The 18375-nt window shown below is 41.7% G+C and carries 17 protein-coding genes; all 17 read right to left on the bottom strand.

Annotated elements, in window-relative coordinates; genetic code table 11:
• Positions 1-50: 50 nt before the first annotated feature.
• The 17 genes from BDI_RS15275 to BDI_RS15190 all read right to left on the bottom strand — a co-directional run bounded on the left by BDI_RS15275 (position 51) and on the right by BDI_RS15190 (position 18356).
• Positions 51-881, bottom strand: a complete 831-nt coding sequence (locus BDI_RS15275) for a glycoside hydrolase family 16 protein (protein WP_011967124.1) — start codon at positions 879-881, stop codon at positions 51-53.
• Between the two features lie 413 nt (positions 882-1294).
• Complete coding sequence (tyrS, locus tag BDI_RS15260; protein ID WP_008778966.1) at positions 1295-2587, bottom strand: tyrosine--tRNA ligase; 1293 nt, start codon at positions 2585-2587, stop codon at positions 1295-1297.
• A gap of 103 nt (positions 2588-2690) precedes the next feature.
• Positions 2691-3362, bottom strand: a complete 672-nt coding sequence (locus BDI_RS15255; protein WP_049762359.1) for a TatD family hydrolase — start codon at positions 3360-3362, stop codon at positions 2691-2693.
• Positions 3346-3567: a membrane protein insertion efficiency factor YidD gene (gene yidD / locus BDI_RS15250; RefSeq protein WP_011967122.1), complete on the bottom strand. Its 222-nt coding sequence runs from the start codon at positions 3565-3567 to the stop codon at positions 3346-3348. Before yidD ends, BDI_RS15255 begins: the two co-directional genes overlap by 17 nt.
• Positions 3567-3953, bottom strand: a complete 387-nt coding sequence (rnpA, locus tag BDI_RS15245) for a ribonuclease P protein component (protein WP_005860298.1) — start codon at positions 3951-3953, stop codon at positions 3567-3569. Before rnpA ends, yidD begins: the two co-directional genes overlap by 1 nt.
• Entirely contained in the window at positions 3953-4708 is a 756-nt protein-coding gene (locus tag BDI_RS15240; protein WP_029257164.1) for a uroporphyrinogen-III synthase, read from the bottom strand. The genes rnpA and BDI_RS15240 overlap by 1 nt, the downstream gene beginning before the upstream one ends.
• Complete coding sequence (locus BDI_RS15235; RefSeq protein WP_011967121.1) at positions 4705-5430, bottom strand: DUF4271 domain-containing protein; 726 nt, start codon at positions 5428-5430, stop codon at positions 4705-4707. The genes BDI_RS15240 and BDI_RS15235 overlap by 4 nt, the downstream gene beginning before the upstream one ends.
• Positions 5431-5466: 36 nt before the next feature.
• On the bottom strand, positions 5467-6813 hold the full coding sequence (gene lpdA / locus BDI_RS15230) for a dihydrolipoyl dehydrogenase (protein ID WP_005860301.1): 1347 nt from the start codon (positions 6811-6813) through the stop codon (positions 5467-5469).
• Positions 6814-6823: 10 nt separating this feature from the next.
• Entirely contained in the window at positions 6824-7228 is a 405-nt protein-coding gene (locus tag BDI_RS15225; protein ID WP_009016772.1) for a PH domain-containing protein, read from the bottom strand.
• A 151-nt stretch (positions 7229-7379) separates the two neighbouring features.
• Positions 7380-8084 carry a TapB family protein gene (locus tag BDI_RS15220; RefSeq protein WP_005860303.1) on the bottom strand — a complete coding sequence of 235 codons (705 nt, stop codon included), beginning with the start codon at positions 8082-8084 and terminating at the stop codon, positions 7380-7382.
• A gap of 141 nt (positions 8085-8225) precedes the next feature.
• The gene (locus BDI_RS15215; RefSeq protein WP_011967120.1) at positions 8226-8789 is read right to left on the bottom strand and encodes a DUF5025 domain-containing protein; all 564 of its coding nucleotides are present in this window, start codon (positions 8787-8789) and stop codon (positions 8226-8228) included.
• Between the two features lie 123 nt (positions 8790-8912).
• Positions 8913-9866: an outer membrane beta-barrel protein gene (locus BDI_RS15210; RefSeq protein WP_011967119.1), complete on the bottom strand. Its 954-nt coding sequence runs from the start codon at positions 9864-9866 to the stop codon at positions 8913-8915.
• A 380-nt stretch (positions 9867-10246) separates the two neighbouring features.
• Positions 10247-10792, bottom strand: a complete 546-nt coding sequence (locus BDI_RS15205; protein ID WP_005860310.1) for a hypothetical protein — start codon at positions 10790-10792, stop codon at positions 10247-10249.
• 359 nt (positions 10793-11151) lie between these two features.
• Positions 11152-11304: a hypothetical protein gene (locus BDI_RS20885; protein ID WP_154396539.1), complete on the bottom strand. Its 153-nt coding sequence runs from the start codon at positions 11302-11304 to the stop codon at positions 11152-11154.
• Positions 11305-11313: 9 nt separating this feature from the next.
• The gene (locus tag BDI_RS15200; protein ID WP_005860312.1) at positions 11314-11670 is read right to left on the bottom strand and encodes a hypothetical protein; all 357 of its coding nucleotides are present in this window, start codon (positions 11668-11670) and stop codon (positions 11314-11316) included.
• A 68-nt stretch (positions 11671-11738) separates the two neighbouring features.
• Positions 11739-12116: a barstar family protein gene (locus tag BDI_RS15195; RefSeq protein WP_005860314.1), complete on the bottom strand. Its 378-nt coding sequence runs from the start codon at positions 12114-12116 to the stop codon at positions 11739-11741.
• Between the two features lie 69 nt (positions 12117-12185).
• Positions 12186-18356 carry an RHS repeat-associated core domain-containing protein gene (locus BDI_RS15190; protein ID WP_011967118.1) on the bottom strand — a complete coding sequence of 2057 codons (6171 nt, stop codon included), beginning with the start codon at positions 18354-18356 and terminating at the stop codon, positions 12186-12188.
• Positions 18357-18375 lie beyond the last annotated feature (19 nt).

Here is an 18375-nt window from a genome sequence, read left to right as displayed (position 1 = left end):
ACAGAATGTTATGTACCACAAAAGTAAATAAAAAAACATCACGTTACACCCTACTTCTTATAAACTCTCACATAATCAATCTCAAACACATGTGGAAAAAGAGAATCATCAATACCCTTTTGGCCTCCCCAATTCCCACCGATCGCCAGATTCAGCAAGATATGAAAGCGTTTATCGTAAGGCCAAACCTCATAGCCTGTCCCCTCGTTCTTAAATGTAAAGTATAATTGATCATCTACATAAAGCCGGTACTCATCTTCCTCCCATTCCAAGGCATACACGTGAAACGCTTTATAACAATCCGGACACGCAATTTTAGCATTTTTTTGAGTTCCGATCGCATGATTATATTTTTCCGTATGCGAAGAACCTACGATCGTATCGGGATCATAGCCCACATTTTCCATAATATCTATTTCCCCGCTTTTTGGCCAATCCCCGTATTCCCAATCCGTTGGAAGCATCCAGATGGCCGGCCATGTCCCTCGTCCGGTCGGGAGTTTCGCCCGAATCTCAAAACGTCCGTACAACCAATCCCCTTTTCCTTTCGTAATCAGACGAGCCGATGTATATGAACGACCTTCCATCGGTTCTTTCAAGGCCGTAATCCTCAATACCCCATCCGAGACCCAAGCGTTCTCCTTTCTGCCGGATGTATAATATTGAGCCTCGTTATTTCCCCATTGATATACATTACCTTCCGTATCATAAGACCATTTCGTAGAATCAGGAAATCCCGTATAGTCAAACTCCTCACTCCATATCAATCTCCACCCGCCTTTATCCATGGGTGCAGACAAATCGATATCACTAGCATTCGCCAGACTGCTCAAGAAAACACTATATAGGATAAAACCAAACAAAAGAAATGACCGTGACATAACAATATTGATTTAAATCAGAATTTCCACAAATATATGAAAAATAAATAAAAGTGTAGATGAAAAACACATCGCAAGGTTATCCCCGCAATTATACTGCGAATACCACAGGAGATATACTTCAAGTGGCAGAGAAGATATACTTCATGGCCAAAGTAAGTACTACCCCATTTTCCCTAGGGATTTATCGGATAAGCTATCTATACGAGAAAATGTCACAAAATAAAAAAGGGATGCCACAATTGACATCCCTCTCTCTGGATTGTTGAGTTGTCTCACGAGGATTCGAACCTCGACAGACAGAACCAAAAACTGTAGTGCTACCATTACACCATGAGACAATCCGATTGCTTTACTAAAGCGATGCAAAGGTAAGAATAAAATCTTACCTTGCAAATTTTTTGATTATTTTTTTACTTTGCGATCAACAAATAATAATTTTTCTTACCTCTTTGAACCAATAAATACTTATCGTCAAGCAGTGAAGAACAATCAATTACAGTGTCAACCTCCGCTAGTTTCTCTTTGTTAAAACTTACGCCACCACTTTGTACCAATTTACGCATCTCACCTTTTGAAGGGAAGATAGCGGCTTTTTCAGTACATAAATCAACAGCCTTGATTCCTGCGGCCAATTCATCACGGGAGATATCGAAATGAGGAACACCCTCGAATACGGCTAGTAATGTGTCCTCATCCAATTTCAACAAAGCCTCGTGAGTGGAGTTACCAAACAAGATATTGGAAGCCTCGACAGCGGCCTCATAATCTTCCAAAGAGTGAACCATAACAGTCACTTCTTTCGCCAAACGTTTCTGCAACGGACGCAAATGAGGAGCGGCCTCTTGCTCCGCCTCCAAAGCGGCGATCTCTTCTTGGCTCAAGTCCGTGAAGATCTTGATATACTTGGCGGCGTCAGCGTCGCTTACGTTCAACCAGAATTGATAGAATTTATACGGAGAAGTATAGCGACGATCCAACCAGATATTACCGGATTCCGTCTTTCCGAACTTACCACCGTCGGCCTTCGTGATCAACGGGCAAGTCAAGGCATAAGCCTCCCCTCCCAACGTACGACGGATCAATTCCGTACCAGTCGTGATATTACCCCATTGATCGGTACCACCCATCTGTAGACGGCAACCCTCATGCTCATACAAATACAAATAATCGTAGCCTTGTAGCAATTGATAAGAAAACTCGGTGAAAGACATACCTACACTAGATTCGCGGCTCAAACGTTTCTTCACTGAATCCTTAGCCATCATGTAGTTCACGGTAATATGCTTACCGATATCACGGATAAAATTCAAGAAAGAATAACCCTTCATCCAGTCATAGTTGTTCACCAACTTAGCGGCATTAGGAGCGTCGGAGTCAAAATCAAGGAACTTAGCCAATTGTTTCTTGATGCAATCCTGATTGTGACGAAGAGTAGCCTCGTCCAGCAAATTACGCTCGGCAGACTTCATAGACGGGTCACCGATCATACCGGTAGCGCCACCCACTAAAGCGATAGGACGATGACCGGCACGTTGGAAATGCTTCAGCATCATCACACTTACTAAGTGTCCGATATGCAAAGAGTCTGCCGTTGGGTCAATCCCCACATAGGCCGATGTCAACTCTTTCTGCAATTGCTCTTCCGTCCCGGGCATCATATCAGCGATCATGCCCCTCCATCTTAATTCTTCTACAAAATTCATCGTATTAATTTATATCGTATTACATTAATATATTTGTCACTTTATCTCATACGAGGCAAAGGTACGACTTTTTAATTGAGAATCGAAAATTGATAATTGATAATTATCCGTTTAGGTGGAAGATAGAAACGTTTTTAGCGATTTGAATCCGCAGCTTTTCTTCCGGAATATCCAACGCTTCCGCTACATTTTGGTAGACCCCGCGGATATCAATCGATTTATCATCGGTCTCCAAGAAAAGGAAATCAGGCCATGCGGCACGCAAAGCCGACGGATTAAAACGATCTCCAAAAGAGAGATAAAACCCCAAGCGAACCAATTGGGAGGCAAGTTCACCATTACCTCGAAAGCCATGGATAATCCAAGGCATCTCCGGTTTCACGGCCTTTTTACAGGCAATGAGATCCGCCCACGCTTTTACGCAATGGATGATTAATGGCTTATGTGTTTCCTCCGCTAAATTGGCTTGTGCCAGAAACACCTCTTTTTGCAAATCCATTGGAGATTCGGCCAGTGTATCAAGTCCAGCCTCTCCGATCGCCACGACTCCCGAACCAGACACCAATACCCTAAGTAGATCCATCTGCTCCTTTACATTATATATATACCACGGATGAATACCATATGAGCGAATAACCGTATCAGGAAGTGAACCCGGCTGCATATCACCCATTGGACTCACGATCCTATTTATAATCGCGATATCCTCCTTATGGAAAGGCATCTGATGCGTATGTATATCATAATAACCCATGGCGTTACGGAACCGGATCATAACCGCTCCCACCCCAAGGATGGCAACGAAGTATTCGTTTAACCGCAAGATACAATCCTTTCACAGGGCCATATTTCTTCAAGGCTTGCACCGCATATTCGGAACAAGTGGGCGTATACCTGCACGAAGCCGGTGTCATAAGAGAGATACAATATTTGTAGAAATAAACCGGCAATAAGAGTAATGTGGTAAAAAAGCGTCTCATTATTCTTTATCCCGAAGGATATGGATCGCTTTCTTCATTGCCTTTTCCATCGCAGCGTACGGATGGATCTCTTTATCGAGGTACAGGAAAGCGATTAACATGCCCTTATTCTTCGCTTCCAACGGTTCCAGTAAATCATATTTACGAACCCGGTAAGCCTCACGTACCTGTCGTTTGATCAAGTTACGTTTTACGGCTCTCTTAAATCTTTTCTTCGGTACACTCACTAAGAAGGAAGCACGGGCAGGCATCTCTTCCTCCATCGGTAAATAAACGACCCGCAGTGGAAACGCCACGAACGATTGTCCTTTTTCGAATAATAGGTCAATGTAACGTTTCCACGACAGGCGTTCTTCTTTTGAAAGGGTATACCTTTTTGTCGTCATTATTTTTTACCGTCTTGCTGTTTTTTCAGATATAAATCCAAAGCAGCAGTCATAGAAGGGGCTTCCACCGTGGGAGCCTCAACGTCCAAACGCAGACCCGCATCTTTAACAGCCTTTGCCGTAGTAGGGCCAAAACAGCCGATCTTTATATCGTCTTGTTTGAAATCCGGGAAGTTCTTCAATAAGGAAGAGATACCCGACGGACTAAAGAAAACCAACATATCATAATCGAATTTCTCGTCCTTCGCGAAATCATTGCTCACCGTACGGAACATCACCGCTTTCGTATAGTTGATTTTCTTCGCGTCTAACAAAGCGAATAGATCATCTTTATGTACATCGGAAACAGGTACTAGGTATTTCTCCTTCGCATGTTTGGCGATAACAGTCACCAAATCATCTGCCTTACCGGTCTGACCATAAAAAATCTTACGTTTTCTATAAACGATATACTTCTGGAGATAAACAGCGATCGCCTCTGTCATACAGAAATACTTCATCGTTTCCGGGATAGCCACACGCAATTCCTCGCATAAATGAAAGAAATGATCGATAGCCGTACGAGCCGTAAAAATAACGGCGGTATGATCCAAAACCGAGATTCGTTGCTGCCTGAACTCCTTGGAAGATAAAGGTTCAACCTTGATGAACGGGCGGAAATCTATTTCCACACCGTATTTTTCTGCAATATCGAAATATGGTGATTTCTCCGATGCAGGCTTCGGTTGTGATACCAATAATTTTTTAATATTCAATGCCATAGAGTACTTGACTCGATAAAGTTATACAAATAAATAATGCCTTCATACAGAAAAACTAAAGGCAATATTTCTTGGCCGCAAAGGTACAAACTAATATATAAAAAACTGCTATTTTTCCTGTGAAATATCCGTATGGTCTTATAAATTATCACAAAACGACACAGAATATAGAAAAATACAAACAACAAAACAGGAATCTGTATACTGCTCCCCACGAATACCAACCAAAGTGCCGGAATGTATAAACAGATCCCCCACGCTCCTATAATAGCGTTATAATTAGTCTTCCAAAACTTGTATTTCGGAGCGTCCGTAAAAACAACCCCCAATAAATAATAGAAACAGCGCTTACACCAATAAAACAGCATCAATACCATCATTATCAACCCAATAGATATCAACACCGTATTTTCTAGCAAATGGTTGAAATACCCATATGCCTTAGCGATAGCAAAAAGACAAACGCTACAAAGAAACAAGGCTTGAAACGTCATGAAATTCCGGAAGAGCCATTCGCTCCCCCTCGTTACCTCAAATAAATTTTGACGTTCTTTCACATATACCACATCACGCATCATCTTCAGGAATAAACGATAATTGGTACGGAACACCAACGCAAAACACATAAATAAGACGAACAAAAGGCTAAAGACCACATCGTCCACCAATTGTCCGTCCCACAAACGAATCCCTACATATCCTTCAAATATACCCATGTGCCGCTATTATCGGCACAAAGGTACATAATTATTTCAATAAAGCGCTTCCTTAATAATCTCTCCTACCGTAGGATGCGGGAACACAAACGACTTTAACTCATCCGATTTCATCCCCTTCTCAATAGCGATTCCGGCGATCACGATCAACTCCGAGGCCGGATTACCCAACATATGGGCACCGATCAACGTTTCATCCTCCGACAAGATCAACTTACAAACACCATTCCCCATCTCATTCTCCGCGACAAAACGCCCAGAGAATGCCATCGGTATTTTTTTCACGGTATACGAAATACCTTCTGCCTGCAACTCCTCCTCTGTCTTCCCGACACCGGCGATCTCCGGATTCGTATAAACGACACCCGGAATAGCCTTATAACTCATCGGGCGCGATTTGCCCAAGAGATGATCCACGGCCACCTCCGCCTCGCTAACTGCCGTATGCGCCAGTAAGGAAAAAGCGGTAATATCACCACAAGCATATACATTTGGCAGGGAAGTCTGCATGTACTCATTCACCTTCACCCCATTACGAAAAGTCTCCGGAGCCAGTGTCTCCAAGCCAAAACCTTTCGTAACCGGACGACGCCCTACACTCAAAAGGACCTTATCGCCATGTAACGTGAATGTCTCCCCGTCTTTCTCTACAGAAACCTCGGTTCCATGCACCCCGGTCACTTTATGACTTAGATAGAACTTAATCCCCCGTTTAGCGTATTCCGCTTGCAACATTTCGGACAGCTCGCGATCCATCGGGCCTAATATCTTATCCAACATCTCCACGACATGTACCTCTACCCCAAGGCTATTGAAGAAAGAAGCGAACTCCATACCGATCACGCCTCCACCGATTATCACCAAAGAGGCCGGAAGCTCCTTCGATTGCAACGCCTCCCGGCTCGTCCAATATTCCGTCTCCGCCAATCCGGGTATAGGAGGAATTACCGTTTCCGATCCCGTACAGATCAAAAGGTTCGCAGCCTCGTATAGCTCTTCTCCGGCGGCGATCGTAATCGTCCCGTCGGCCGCACGCCCTTGGATACAAGCTTCCGCCGTAACCATCACCACGCCATGCTCCGTCATTTTCATACGGATACCGGCTGTCAGCTTTTTCACGACCTTATTCTTACGGGCGATGATTTTCGGGAGATCAAAAGAAGGATTCTCCGCTTTCACCGCATACTTGGAAGCATGCTTGATATTATCATACGTCTTAGCGGAATAAAGAAGCGTCTTTGTCGGCACGCATCCCTCATTCAAACAAACCCCGCCCAATGCGTTTTTCTCAAAAAGAATCGTGGAAAGCCCACCCTGCGCCGCTCTCTCTGCGGCAGTATAACCGGCAGGACCTCCACCGATTATAGCGACATCGTATTTCATACTATTAGATCTATTTAAGTTGTATATTAGGATTTATCTTTCTCAACTGTTTGATAAAATCAGCCCGGTTGGTCGGAGATATGAGCATCCAAGGTTTCCCATTGCTCCATATGATCAGCCGATCCAACGAAAGGGCGTAGCTTGACACCGGCATCACGGTAGATTCCAACGCCTCTATATCAGCGATAGCGATCTTCTTCTCCGGGAAAATACTACAATGCGCTATCAACATATCATCTTCCGTTATCCGGTAATACGTATTAAAGAAAACATGAAGCACCCCCAACGCAGCGACCATCATACCCACTATAGCCGATATATTGGTACGCAAAAACGCGGCCACGCAACCAATTACCACCATGATAATCACCAGATGATACCACCATCCCACTTTTGATTTATATTCTCTTTCCATTTTCCGAAATTTGCCGCAAGTTAACGAAAAACGTCAAACAAAAAGAAAATTGCCCAATCTTTCCTATAAAAGAAAATACGCTGTCACTTCTCAGCAACAGCGTATCCACTTAAACCGGTTAATACAAATCATAAGATTGTAGTCGCCTTTTTTATTTTAATTCTTCCAATACCGTATAGGATTGTAATACGTTATTCTTATCATATTGTTCCGTACGCACTAAGCCTACATTCGGGCTGTACCACTCATAGCCATACCCAGTGATTGTCTCCTTTGATTTAGGGGAACGTGTAGCGATATTATATTTTACCTTAGCGCAATCGAACGTACCGGCAGGAGTTGTTATGCTTTCCGTTTTAATAAACTCACGGTCCTTAATGGCCATATCCTTACGATTCTTCCGGTTCTTCTTATCGTAGATCTTTACGGAAGCCTCGTCGAAATACACGTTATTCTTATCGAAATTAGCCGCATACGGATTTGGGTAATTTATAAAGTTCTCCGTGATATCCACATTCGTATTCATTTCCGATACCACTCCCGGATAAGAGAGCGTCTCTTTCGAGTCGAGGAAAAATTCTCCATTCTGGCAGTATGCCTTGATATCTCCTTTGTTCACGATCGTACCGGAGGGATTAGTATATACGTAGTCCGCTTCCACCTCTTGGCCGGAAGGCAATGTTTCCACCTCATCCACTTGATAACTCATAACAGATTGTAAGTTTCCCTTCGCGTCATATCCTTTACGGACCCATACCGTTCCCTCTGTTTGCGGAAAGAAGAACGTACAATCTTGCGCCATCGCTCCTCCCGCGATCAATGAGATTAAAGCCGTGTATAATATTTTCACCTTCATAATTTTGACGTTTAATTAATTCACTACTAAATACATGCCGGATATCCAATGCTTTGTTAGAACAGAGTGAACCCCTAAATGTTCAGAAGGTAAAAATTAAAAATAGCCAAAATATCGTAAGGCAGCGGTTATCATCCACTATCAATGGATACCGAATATAGCATCTTTTACGACGATAGAATCATTTACATCGTACCTATTATATAAAGTCCCTTCCATCTTTCCCTCAATATACGGCATCATGGACGATTCATGGTAACGAACACTATCCACATAGACCTTAAACGGTTTTTTTAAAGGACAATATTCCACCTTATTTAGTGAATCCGTTATCCGGATATAAGACGTTATCTCCTCTTGTGTCCGAATCCCCTTCTCTATATTATATTCTCCTTCTTGTAATGGGAGCAATACCACCTTCATCGCATAACGGCTTGAATGTTTGCGATCCAGTGGAATCGTCCAATGCGAACATCTCAAGACCTCCCATTCTCCCCTCCTTACTTCCGAATAAAATCCAGCATCTATATATCTCCATGAAGCCGACTTATTCCTAATAGAAATATCCTGTCCGTTTACCGCCCCCTCAAAATATCCCAGATAATAGGGTGTTTCTTTAGGTGTATCCTCTATTATCTCTTCTTTCTCGCAAGAGATAAACGCCAACTGCAAAAGAAATAGTGAAAAATAAATTAGGTATCTCATAACGCATATATTTTAGAAGTAAGACACTTATATTCAGAGCTATTTCCAAAGATACAAACTTTATCCGGATTTCAAACTAAAAAGACATAGAATTGAGACTCCATAAACCTATATTCTTGTAATTTAGAAATGGAATCGTACCCCCGCATCAAAAGTCAAACGAAATAAGCCAGAGTAATCTCCTTTATCGTAAGAGACATTCTCTTGCTTGGGTAAGGAACCTCCTACATAACCGATATTCAAGCCCACTCCCACATGCTTTGACAAAAGATATTCTGCGCCTAATGAGAAATTATATCCTACACCGGATAAGGACTCGCTTATCCCCCTCGCCGATTCCCGGTAACTAAAATATCCTATACCTATTTTCTCTTCCACGATCCATCGGTTTATGATTTGTTTCATCACAAATTGAGGAGCGACATAAGTAAGCCCCACGTTAATATCTATTCCCGAATAAATATAAGACGATTTATATCCCGAATACAATAAGCCAGCACCGAAACCGCTCCTTGATATCCAATCATACCCAACTTGCCAATCCAATCCGTTTTTAGGATGGCCAGACCCACCCGGTGGCAAATAAAATTTACTGGTCACAAAAGCGTAACCTATATTCGCATAAATCGTGTTATGCTCAAATGAAGACTTCTCCACGACAGCCTCTTCCTCCAAATCCAAAGCTTTCGATAGAGGAGCGGCCCGAAACGCCGCCGTGTCCGACACTAAAAGCATACTACCGGCTATCTGATGGCAACTACTACCCAATAATGAAGGTTTCCGATGGTCTGTCAACGCCAATGCGTTACCTCCCGCTTTTGCCGTTTCTTGTTTCGCCAACCAAACAACCTGATCATAATTACATTTAGTAGACACTCCGTTATCCACTACAGAAACATTGCCGATCCTCTCTGCCGAGGCAGGAACAGCCTCCCCCAGCTCATACAAACGAACCTTATCCGCAGTTACGCTTGCCGGGTAACTTTTAGAGATATTTGTAATGACTTTGGGCGCACATCCTGTCATTAGAAACAGAAAAGAGACAAATAAGACAGACAAACATTTAATCATTTTCATTTTTCATTTATAAGTTCAACATCCACTTTCTAAACTCCTCATTCTTTCTAAGTACCTAGATTTAATAATAAAACGTGCTTAGCCACAAAAAATTATTTATCACAAACCATTCTATCCAAACCATTGAACAAGCCCTTACCTTTTGCTGTATGAAACCAACATATCAATATACAAAAGTTCAAACAAAAAATAGGCTGTCTCATTTTCACTATGAGACAACCTATTCCTTTTAATTATCTTTCAAAACCGCTACCATATCATTCCCGATACCACCCGAAGAGCAACACCGAAAATACCTTGAACACAATCCTCCAAGCTCATCAACTGATCTCCTAAATACAGGGATATCTAACCTTCTATTTTAACAGAGGTTTTATTATTCAAGCAATTTGCTCAATACGACTTTCTTGGCACAAGGGATATGTTGCGACAAAAGGCTCTATTTTCTGTTTCATTTCGGAATAAGAATTTCCATAAAAATACAAGGCCGTGTATGCATCGCTCTCCCAATAGCTATATAAACCGCCGATTCCCTTCATTGCCAACTCCATTTGTTCAACCACATGATTAATGTCACAGGTTTCGTAGACTACATCGGGTAAATCTGTATTATTAAGATAATAAGCCAATCCCTCCAAAGTCCCAACTTCCACTCTAAATTTACGATCTATCCCTAGCAAGGCAGAACCATTGGGGATACCCAAGCGATTTAGTAAATTTACCAAAAAACTTACATGATCCCACTTATCACCAGCTAGATGGATATCTATATCACAACTTACAATCTCGCCGTCTGGATTTTGAACCGTACCACCCCCTGTTACTTCTCCCATTTGCTCCTTCTCAAGTACACCTTGAATCGCATCCTCTAATTCATGTCTATGCATCGGTTGCAAACGTGCGTTTAGTTTTAATACAACTTCCATATTCTTTCACTTTTATGAGATAGATGTGAGTTTTAGATACGTCTACAAATGTATACAAAATCTATGATTCCTATACTTAAAACGATAAAGTAGATTATCTCTCCCTCTATTTAGCCTGTTTTCATACTAGAAGTATGCTTTATACCTTTAAGGATATGATCATCCATAATCAAAAGCCACACCTAAAGTACCAACCCTAGACAGGACTACCCAGAATACCCAAGCCATAATTCTTCATACTCATGAGATGAACTCGATATCAGTACATATACAAAAACTCAAACAAAAAATAGGCTGTCTCATTTTCCATCACGAAACAGCCTATTTTTAAATAAACCCCTTCTTATTACCGCTTAAAATCAAGAGAATAACTCTGCATACATTTTGAGGTAGCGCTCCCGAAATTGCAACGCTATGCCTTTTCCCATCGCTCCGGCGCAATTACAACCATGAGCGTAACTGCGAACTCCATTCAGATTGAATATATCACCTTGCTTTATAAAATTAACCATAAATCACATCTATCTAATTTTCTCCAACACTCCATCATCAAATCCTACAGTTATATACTTAGTATGTAATAACCAAGCACTAACCTTCTCCAATGAAATAATGTCCAATAAGATCGTAATTACCTCATTTAAGAACTTATCCGGATCCACATCAACACCTTCAATATTTAGATACTTATCGACCGGCTCATAATCAACATCACAAGCCCAATCATCATCGTCCACATCATAACTTTCAGAGCCTATCAAATAAACACAATATCCATTTTCAGACTCAAAAATACCAAAATTCAGTGCTACTATATTTTCTGGTATCACTTCATTATGGCTTAATTCCAAAAGCCAGTCTTCTATCTGTTTCTTCATAGCATTTATTCTTTTAAAAATACTTCAAACATATAAAGCACATTCGATAAATTAAGTTAACACAAAATTTATTTCATTAAATCAACGACATCCATTATTCGTTTTTTATCTTTCTCTGAAAAAATAAAACATACAGAATGATCATTAAAACCAGCCCAAAATGAAAGAGTTATTTTAATTATTTTCAAATACATTCTTAAGTCATACTCATCTAACAATGATAAATCTTCATGTATTATTACAATATCATTATTAGATATCCAGTCAAAATCCCTATAAACTTCACAAAGAGCATCCCAATTTTCTCCAAAATAATTAGGAAACACTAGAGCTTTTGATAAGTTAAGGAATAAATCCATTTTGTCTCGTACTTTATATACATATCCAATAAATGTATCCTCCACTAGATACATTCTAGGATACTTTACAAAAAATATATTCTCCATCTAATAGTAGTTTTAGAATACAAATGAAAGAATAATATTATATATTCACATACTTATAACGAACTTTTTTCAAAATTTGATTTGAATCATTGTTCCATAATGATCTGGAGTAAACCACATCTTACTTCCTCCTGTGATAACTCTCATAGGCCCTGCTCCTCTTGTCAAACCAGGCGTAGGATGAACATACTCTTTATAAACACCATTTGATAAATTTGGCAACTTTCCTTCATTATTATAATAGATCGCCCCATCATGACGAAACGTAAACAACTTTCCAGACCGTATTCTATCAATAGTCGGTTGTAAATCATGAGTTACCCCATCTGGAGTTGTCACAAAACGAGTCGTACCCGAAGATTGACTAGAAGAAGCGACCTGAGATGATGTCTCTACCGGATTTAATTTAGGGGTATTACTAATATCCGGTTGCGTCACATTTAGCCCACTTCCTGGAGCCTCCATCAACCTCATCTCCGGTGCCGGTCTTGTTGCCGTGTTCTTGAACGAGAAGATTGTCCGTCCGAATTTAACGTCCTTACCTGTCCAGAAGTTATTACCTTTCAAGGCAGCAACCGTACCGTTTCCGATTCCACCTGTCAAGGCTCCACCCAGAATACCCAAACCATAATCCTTCAAGCTCATAAACTGATCCCCGAAATACAACGAGTTACCCGCACTTTGGACCGGCATCATCACCGCTGTACTCGCCGAACCTGCGGCGGCTCCAGCCAGAAAGCCTCCGATTCCCCCGGCGGCACCTCCGGCGGCGGCAAAGGCCAATCCCCCCGTAGCAGCACCTAAACCTCCGGCGGCGGCTCCAATACCAAATGCGGCAAATCCATCTTTGAAACTATGAAGTTGACCCGATACAGCCTTATAGATCAAATTTGCTGTTCCTCCGATAACCGCACCTATTATAATATGGATAAACTCTCCATCCTCGTCCACATACCTCAACGGGTTGTTCATGGCATAGCTGTAACGATTGAAGTTCTGGGACAAGTCCGGCATCTGGACAAACGGATCAGGAGCGAGGAAACGACCCAGAGCCGGGTCATACAGGCGAGCGTTCATATTTACCAAGCCAAACTCCTTAAGATGCTCATGGCCACTGTAGCCACGACCAAGGAACAATTCTACCTCCTGCCCCGAAGGGATGTAAACGTGACTGGATGAGTTACGTTGGCGACCCCATGCGTCAAAATTATAACTCGCGTATTTCGTCCCTGCCTCCGTGATGATATCCGTGATACTTCCCAGATAATCACGACCTATATAATAAAGTTTCCAGCTATTCGTATGATCCTTCACCAATACCGCCGAAGCGTCGTAGTAATTCTCTCCCGCCAAATACAACTTCTCCTTATTACCCGAGGGAGTCTCATCGATCTCATAGCAATCCCCCAAATAATAGCGGGTCAACAAACGGCTACCCCCTTTAGCCACCTGCATCTTCACACGCTGCTGATTGCCGTTATAGGTAAACGAGGCCACGTTACCATCTTGCGTAATAGCGTTCGGACGCTTGAAAGAGGTATAGCTAATAACCTGTGTGGCGGAAGACATAATACCATTTGCCACGCTAGAGGAAGATATGGCGTAAGGCTTGCCACTTGTATTATATGCGAATGTACCACTGACATCCCCTTTGGTTAAGATATTTCCTTTCGCATCATAAGTTGCCATAAGCCCTTTGTAGGAAGTCAGACGATTAAGATTATCATAAGAGAATTTCTCTTCTTGGGATACATTAATGTCTTTCCGGTAAGTCAAGTTCCGTTTAACAGGATCAAAAACATACTCCATATTCTGGAGGAATGTGGTCACCCCTGTTTTCTGTATCTTCCTGGAAGTAGGGAATCCATAACTGTCATATCCATAGGTACGAGATAAGGCACCGGAGCGTACCTCGGTAGGTAACCCCATGTCATTCTCTTTCGTGAGCTTAAATATGGATGTTTGGTTATTCAGCTTGGTCTCAACTAAATGACCATTCGCATAATTATAATTCTCGGTTGTCAAAACTCCGGATTGAGACGTATACTTAATAGAGCTTACATTTCCTCCGTTATAGGTATAATCCTTTCGTAAATATTTATTGTCTACCGCCGTCTCTGTCTGGCTCGACAGACGACCCAACGCATCATATACATAATCAATGGAAGTTCCGACAGAAGAAGAGACCTTCGTCAACTCATCGTAGCCATTATAAGTATATGTAGTCGTAAACTCTGGTAAAGTCGCCGTTTTAAGGCGATTATACGTATCATACGTGTAATTGATAACCTTATTATTTGCGTTCGTCTCTTTCAATAGGTTGCCGGATGCGTCATAAGCATAAGTTGTCGTACCAGAGCTAGGATCGCCCAAGCTAGTCCGACGGCCGAAACCATCATAACCAAATGAAGTAGTCACGTTACCCGGTGCGACGATAGAAGAAGGTTGTCCATCCGGACGCAGATTATAGGTAATCGTTCCTGCTGGGTCTACCACAGATATAAGATTGCCCAACGCATCATACGTCCGCTTGACAGAGATTCCATCCTCCACCGTTGTTATACTATTGCCGCTATAACCATGAGTCGTTTTTCTTCCGGAAGGTTCCGATATAGCGGTTAAGCGATCATACGTATCATAACTATAGATATTCCAAGCCGTAGCCGAACTACCGGCAAACGGACGAGAGACTTTTTGCACCCTTCCATAACTATCATAAATTTTATCCGTTTTTAGAAAACTGCCATTAAAACGAGTCTCGGCCGTTCTTACCTCTCTATTCAACGCATCATATACACTTTTAGTAGTAGGTTTACCCGTCACAGAACGGGTTATGGCATACAAAGCGTTTGTCCCTTCCTCCGACCATCCGTAAGATACAGTAGCGGTAGTATTATCAGGGAACGTGACACTTGTCTCCCGACCAAATGGATCATACGTATGCGCCGTAGACTTTCCCCGGTGGTCCTTCTCAGAAGACATACGCCCCTCCGTATTATAAGAAAACTCATTTGCAAGTCCTAATGGGTTTGTCACCTTTTTCAATCGACCGTTCGTATCATAAGCATATTCGGTCTTCAGCCCTTTATCCGAACCATACAAGAATAGCGTCTCTTTTGTGATATTACCCGGAGTATCATAAACATACTCGTAAGTTTTCGCTTTATTTCCATTCTTATAGAACACCTTGCTATTCGCATAGCCGTTCGTATGCGAAGGAATATTCATTCGCTCGGTATAAGTACTGCTATTACGAGTAGTAGTCACGCTCTGATCGGTCAAGAAACCAATAAGATATCCACTCTCTGCCGTATTGTTATAAAATGTGTTCGCCTTTTTTACCGTAATACCCCCAGTGTAAGTGATAGTCTCTTGCGTCGCATTTCCATAAGTATCATATACAAAAGCGGTAGTAGCCGTAATACCCTTAAGCAAGTCCTGCTCTGTCTTATTGCTTAAACGTATCTTGACCGTTTTATTGGCTTGAACATTAACGGCAAAATTATAGGTCAATTTCGCCTCAGGTGAAACCTCACTCTTCAATACGCCATATTTATAAGGATCAAAATATTGCTCCGTAAGCTGCCCTTTCAAATTCGTACGGAATATACTCTCAAATCCCCTAAACCCCAATCCTTGGCGGTGAATAACACCACCTCGGTACGTGAAAGTGAAATTATCAACCCGGTTACCTTTCATATAAGTACTGGAAAAGGCTATGACAGGAATAGACTCTTGAATGTCCACATACGGGAAAACAGCGTTCACACCCTTAGCATAAGTACCGGAAGATATGGCCTCCTCATTCATCAACAGGTATGTGTTCTTTTCGACCACTCCCAAACTATTCGCCATACCCGTGGCCAAAACGCCTTTATTGTCATTCCTCTTGAATGAATATTTTGTAACCACTCCATTCTTCAAGCTGACCAATTGACTAAAATAATTATGACTGTTTATATTAGTCGGGATCAAGATTGATTTCGATGTATAATTTTGGGCACATTCAACCGAACCCACGTTATTTTTCTTAGCGAGGTAAGTGAAGAAACCGGAGCTATGATACCGGATCAAGTCTGTCATACCATCCCCGTTTACATCTTGTAGCAAAAAGCCATCCGTAGAAATCCCCGAGTTTTGAGTACCGGCAAACGTGGATTTATAAAATTGTCCATCTCCCATCGAGTTATAAGCGGCCCACGTATAGACTGGATCCTTTTTTTTCGGAGATACCAGCAAATCCATAAGCCCATCTCCGTTGATCTCCCCCAGCAACAACGAGCGATCTTTTAGATCCACCTTTTTTAATCCGGTATAAGTAGAGACTTTTCGGCCCGTCCAAGTACTACCGGAAACATCAAAAGTATATATATTTACCCCGGAGTCATTAATAAGAGCGATGTCACTTTTCCCGTCTCCATCATAATCTAATACCAGAAGTCTATCTGTTTTCTGAAATGCGTCCTCAGGATCAGGCTGCTCCGTGCCTACAAAATTAACGTTATAGGGAAACAAGTAACTCTGATATAAGACCTTACCACTTTCCAAATCAAATATATAGCATTTAGAGGTCTTACTGGTCTCTCCAAAAGGATGATGGCAAGAGACCGCTAGTACTTCCTGTTTTCCATCCCCATTGAAATCCCCTGTATAATAAAACTTAGGATGTATGCTCTTTGCCCCATCCGCATCGGTCAATACGGTCGGGAAATTAAAAGTCCGTGTATATTTAGATACCAATCCCACAGTCAAACTGGCCCTATATACACGGAAAGTCACTTGATCATTATCACCGGAAACGCCATTGTTTACTTTTATGATATGCTCTTCTTGCTTTCCCTCCAAATCCGCACAAAAGATATCGATAAAATTAGCTCCGGTCGTAAGATTGGGCATGGGGGAAGCGTACTCGCTATTCAATCCGGCATAAAGATAGATTTTCTCTTCTCCGGTGAATTTATTGTCATATCTATTCTGGGAATGCTGAAAAGCCGTCGAATGTCTGTAATGCTCCCAATAGGGATTCTCATTAGGCAAAGAGATCAAACCATCTGCCCCCGACGCATAATCATACCTTCCTTTCACTACCTTGATACGAGCAGGATCCGTTGATTCATACCAATTATATAGCTGTGTGACAGAACCATTATCATAAGACCCATCTGTTATGCCTTCTCCATAGTAAAGCTTTATAGGGTTCAGAGATTGCCCGGAGGCGGAATAATCTATCTGGCTTAAAACTGAGCTATTGTTCTGGTTTTTATAGCTCAAGCTATACGTACAAAGCGCAGTAGAGCCTAATTTACTGATGATTTTAGCCAGCAAGTAGCTTTCCCCTGTCTTAAGCCCCCCTATAAAAGAGACCAAGGGGTCCGGTCGTGAGGCTTGATACTGAAATTCCACAGAGGCACCATTATAAGCAACTTTTGTCAATCTGTAATGGTTTTCTTGCTCGACATAAGTATATAGGATCTGATTATTTCGCAAGTCAGACAAAGAAACTATCGGATAAAAGATCTTATTGCTTGTATTTGAGGCATATCCAAATATGCCCTTGGTTCCATTAGGATAAAATACCTCAAAATATTTCACGACATCGCCGGACAAAAAAGCTTTTACTTTTATATTGCCTTGCTCGGACTCATAATTAATAGTTGTCGCATTCTCTGAGATCTTTATAAGACGCATCCCGTCTAACACGAACGCATCCGCTTTCGTACGTAAAGCTCCTTGGGGCTTACCATCATAATAAATATTCCTACTCGTACGCATGATCGATTGCACACCGCCAATACCCCATCCAATACCAACGATGCCATTTCCTTGCTGGCTATTATAAGCCAATGATAATTGGGGTTCAAATCCATTTATACCCGGATAAACCTGTATGGGAACTGTATAGGTTTTAGCTCCAGTCGGGGAAACACCTGTTTGTATCGGTATCTCTCCTACAGCTTTCGATTTATCTATTGTAACTGTAGTCGGAACGTAAGTATTATCAGATATGGCTTTAGGAACAAAAGCCTGAGGTTGCTGTGAAAACCTTTCCGGATTTTCTGCAGTTTTCGCTATAACCGGAGGATATAAAGCCTTCAATAAAGAATCCTCATAAGCCTTGTAATCACTTTCCTTCCAATCGAAAAATTGATTATTCTCAGCAACTCCTTGGGCACATAAATAAGAAGATGGGGACATAAACATGATAAATATCCCTATCGTATATAAATATATTAATTTCATCTATAAGTATACTTAAATT

The organism is Parabacteroides distasonis ATCC 8503, assembly GCF_000012845.1.
Lineage (GTDB): Bacteria > Bacteroidota > Bacteroidia > Bacteroidales > Tannerellaceae > Parabacteroides > Parabacteroides distasonis.
The sequence above is the reverse complement of the archived record's forward strand: the minus strand, read 5'-3'. Positions and strand labels throughout refer to the sequence as shown.